This window comes from Romboutsia sp. 13368 (assembly GCF_018336475.1).
In the GTDB taxonomy this organism is placed as follows: Bacteria; Bacillota; Clostridia; order Peptostreptococcales; family Peptostreptococcaceae; genus Romboutsia.
This window is the reverse complement of sequence record NZ_CP048741.1, coordinates 1,983,093-1,987,408: the sequence shown is the minus strand read 5'-3', so window position 1 is coordinate 1,987,408 and position 4,316 is coordinate 1,983,093. Positions and strand designations below refer to the sequence as shown.

Sequence of the window (4,316 nt, the reverse complement as noted above, 5' to 3'; positions counted from 1 at the left end):
TTATAAAAAAACTATAATTATATATATTTATTGATTTATTTTTGGAATTAGTAGCATATACAATAAATATAAGGTTGTTAAAATCTTATTTACATATCTTATATTTTTTCATATCGCACTTTTAAAATTATAATTTAGGGGGGAATTATTATGATTACATTTTTAGCTTGTTTAGCCATTTTAATAGTTGGCTACTTTACTTATGGTTCGTTTGTATCTAAGAGAATAGGCTACAATGATAAAAATGATACACCAGCTGTAAGACTAAATGATGGTGTAGACTTTATACCAATGCCTTGGTATAAAGTATTTTTAATTCAGTTTTTAAACATAGCTGGTACAGGACCTATATTTGGTGCAATTTCAGGGGCATTGTTTGGTCCAGTAGCATTTTTATGGATAACATTTGGGACATTATTTGCTGGAGGAGTACATGATTATTTATCTGGTGTAATATCTATGAAGCACGAGGGTATTTCAGTTTCTGAAATAGTTGGTATTTATCTAGGAAACGGTATGAAAAATATTATGAGGGTATTTTCTGTTATATTATTGGTATTAGTTGGTACAGTATTTATAACATCTCCTGCTGGTCTATTAACTTCTATGACTGGTATTGATAAAATGGTTTGGCTAGCATTGATAGTAATTTATTACATAGTTGCTACTGTATTACCTGTAGATAAAGTAATAGGTAAAATATATCCAATATTTGGTGCTGCACTTCTTGCTATGGCAATAGGTTTAGCTGGTGCTATGATAATAGGACATCTTAATGGATCTATGGAAATGGCAGAAATGACTTTGAATAACTTACATCCTGATAATTTATCTGTATTTCCATTCTTATTTACAACTATAGCTTGTGGTGCATTAAGTGGTTTCCATGCTACACAATCTCCTATGATGGCAAGATGCGTTGGTAGAGAAAGTGAAAGTAAAAGAATATTTTATGGTGCGATGGTTGTAGAAGGTATAGTTGCTTTAATATGGTGTGCTGTTACAATAGCATTCTTTGGTGATTCTTTATCAATACAATCTGCACTAACAGAGTTTGGAGGTCCATCTGGTGTAGTTAATGAAATATCTAAAGGATTATTAGGAACTATAGGATCTATATTAGCATTATTAGGGGTAGTTGCTTGTCCTATAACAAGTGGAGATACAGCATTTAGAAGTGCAAGACTTACTATAGCAGATGCTTTTAAAATAAAGCAATCTAGTTTAAAAAGTAGATTTATGTTAGCGATACCATTATTTGTAGTAGGTATATTTTTAACTACTATAGATTTTAATATAATATGGAGATATTTTGCTTGGTCTAACCAAACATTAGCTACTATATTCTTATGGACTGGTGCTGTATACTTATTAAAAAATAAGAAAAACTATTGGATAGCATGTTTACCTGCTACAATGATGAGCTATGTATGTGTATCTTATATAATACAAGCACCAGAAGGTCTTAGATTATCTTCTACTATAGGAGACTCTGCTGGTATAATATCTGCTATATTGTTATTTGTATGGTTTATGGTAAAAGTAAAGAAAACAAAAGTTAGTGAAAGTGGAGAGTCTGAACTTATATAATGAGCTGTTGTTCATATAAAATAGGCAGTATTGTAGAGATAAGTRATAAACTATAAAATATAAAAGAATAAATAAGTTTATTAATTTAATCTAATTAATAAACCTATTTATTAGAATATAAAAAATGGATAGGTAAATTCCCTATCCATTTCTATATTAAACGTTAAATCTAAATAATATAACATCCCCATCTTTAACTATATATTCTTTACCTTCAAGTCTAACTAATCCTTTTTCTTTAGCAGCAGTCATAGTACCAACTTGTACTAAGTCATTAAATGCTATAGTTTCTGCTCTTATGAATCCTCTTTCTATATCAGAGTGTATCTTACCACCAGCAGCAGGAGCTTTAGTTCCAACTTTTATAGTCCAAGCTCTAACTTCTTGAGGTCCAGCAGTTAAGTAAGATATAAGACCAAGTAATGCATAAGAAGATTTTATTAACTTATCAAGACCAGATTGCTCAAGTCCTAAAGTTTCTAAGAATTCTTTCTTTTCTTCTTCAGTATCAAGTTCAGCTATTTCTGCTTCTATTTGAGCACAAACAACAACAACTTCAGCATTTTCAGTTGCAGCGAATTCTCTTACTTTAGCAACGTATGCATTGTTTTCACCTTCATCAGCTAAATCATCTTCACTTACATTTGTAGCGTATATTACAGGCTTTGATGTAAGTAAGTTTAATGAATCAACGAAAGTTTTTTGGTCATCACTAAAGTCCATAGTTCTAACACATTTACCATCTTCTAAAACAGCCATTATTTCTTTTAAGAATTCAACTTCAGCAGCTACAGATTTATCAGCTTTAGCAGCTTTAGTTGATTTTTGTATTCTTCTATCTAATATCTCTATATCAGAGAATATTAATTCTAAGTTTATAGTTTCTATATCTCTTAAAGGATCAACAGAACCATCAACGTGAACAACATTTCCATCTTCGAAACATCTAACAACGTGAACTATTGCATCAACTTCTCTTATGTGAGATAAGAATTTATTTCCTAAACCTTCACCTTTAGAAGCTCCTCTAACAAGACCAGCTATATCACAGAATTCTATAGCAGTAGGAACTATTTTTTTAGAATCATATAATTCTCTTAATTTTTCTAATCTCTCATCTGGAACAGAAACAACACCAACGTTTGGTTCTATTGTACAGAAAGGATAGTTTGCAGATTCTGCACCTGCTTGCGTTATTGCATTAAATAGTGTACTTTTACCTACATTTGGTAAACCAACTATACCTAATTTCATATATATCGTCCTCTCTTTTGTCAATTTGATTTATAAATTTAAACAACCTAATAAGCTTTGAAATTAGCTTAATAGGCTAGATTATCAAGTTTATTTAATCTTTGTGTAGACATACATTCTAATTATACAACATATATATAATAGATGTAAACTATACAATTATTTACTAGAACTAATAAGGATATTAAATTTTATACTGGGGTTGATTTTATGTTATTTTCTATAATATTATTTTCTTCTTTAGCACTTAGCTTTATACTAAAAGGAAGTTATGAAAATATATTTATAGTTTTGGCAACTATAGCATTTTATAAGCTAATAATAGTAGATAAAAACTATAATAAATTAATTTATGGTGCATTGATTTCATTTATAGGAGTTAATTTAGTTGTATCATTTATATTTAAAGACTATATAGTAATTAAAGATACACAAGCAATACAAGAACAAGAAGAAACTTTAATTTTATTAGTATCAGAGGGAGAAGATAAAAAGTACAATATAAGAGAACGCTCAACACAAATTTACTACGAAGAAGGCTATAAGGCTATTTTTAATGGAATAAATAATTTGCATAATTATAAAAATTATTATAGTAAGTTGGGTTCTAGTGAATTTAAACATAAAGCAAATGAAATATCTGAAAAACTAAGTCATCGTTTAGGTAAAGGATATAAAGTTGTAAATTCTTATATGTATTCAAGCCCTTATTTTGAATATTCAATAGAATCTGTTGTAGCTCAAGGCTATAAAAAAATTATAATATGTCCCTTATTTATGACAGAGGGAAGAGATTATGAAATTTTTATGGATAGATATGAAAAATTGAATTTAGCATCTAGAAACATAGCAGCTGTCGAAGTTTTAGAACCCTTTTACAATGCAAATAATTTAGCACATCTTTATACAGATGAAATACTAAAAAATATAAGAGAATCAGAAGATGATAGTGGAGTACTTTTAATAGGGCTTCATGATAAAAATAATTTAGAACAGGATATATTATTTAGAGAAAAAATAAAAAAATACATAGAAGAGTCTGAAGAAGATATAGATATAAAAATAAAGTTACCACTTTTAGAAAATAATAAAAAAGATATAATTAAATCAGGTGAAGAACTTTTAGAGTATGGAATTAATACTTTATATGTTGTTGCACCTACATCTACAATAGATACAATGCATACGAGATATTTAGTAAATAGTATACTTGAAGAGTTAGATATGGGAAATACAAAATTTCATTACATAGAGCCAAGTGATAAAATAAATACCTTAGTTGATACTTTGTATACAAAAATTGTACTTATACAAATTTAATGAAGTTATGACTTATATAGTAGACATTATACATAAAACAACAAAAGAATTATTATAGTACATTTTATAGCCTGGGAAATACAGCATTATTTGTGTAGTAAATTTAGTATTTTACAAATTAATAGCAAATATAAAAAATAATGATAGTAATA

At 28.2% G+C, this 4,316-nt stretch carries 3 protein-coding genes; 2 read left to right on the top strand and 1 reads right to left on the bottom strand.

The genetic code is table 11. The features are described from left to right. The first annotated feature begins 150 nt into the window (after window positions 1-150). Window positions 151-1,590: a carbon starvation CstA family protein gene (locus tag G3997_RS08240; protein WP_296645316.1), complete on the top strand. Its 1,440-nt coding sequence runs from the start codon at window positions 151-153 to the stop codon at window positions 1,588-1,590. A gap of 156 nt (window positions 1,591-1,746) precedes the next feature. On the opposite strand, the gene ychF is transcribed toward G3997_RS08240, so the two are convergent. Further along, window positions 1,747-2,844 (bottom strand): redox-regulated ATPase YchF, encoded by a 1,098-nt coding sequence (ychF, locus tag G3997_RS08235; RefSeq protein WP_296645315.1) that lies wholly within the window; start codon window positions 2,842-2,844, stop codon window positions 1,747-1,749. Window positions 2,845-3,054: 210 nt separating this feature from the next. On the opposite strand from ychF, the gene G3997_RS08230 reads away from it, so the two are divergent. Continuing rightward, on the top strand, window positions 3,055-4,164 hold the full coding sequence (locus G3997_RS08230; RefSeq protein WP_296645314.1) for a ferrochelatase: 1,110 nt from the start codon (window positions 3,055-3,057) through the stop codon (window positions 4,162-4,164). Window positions 4,165-4,316 lie beyond the last annotated feature (152 nt).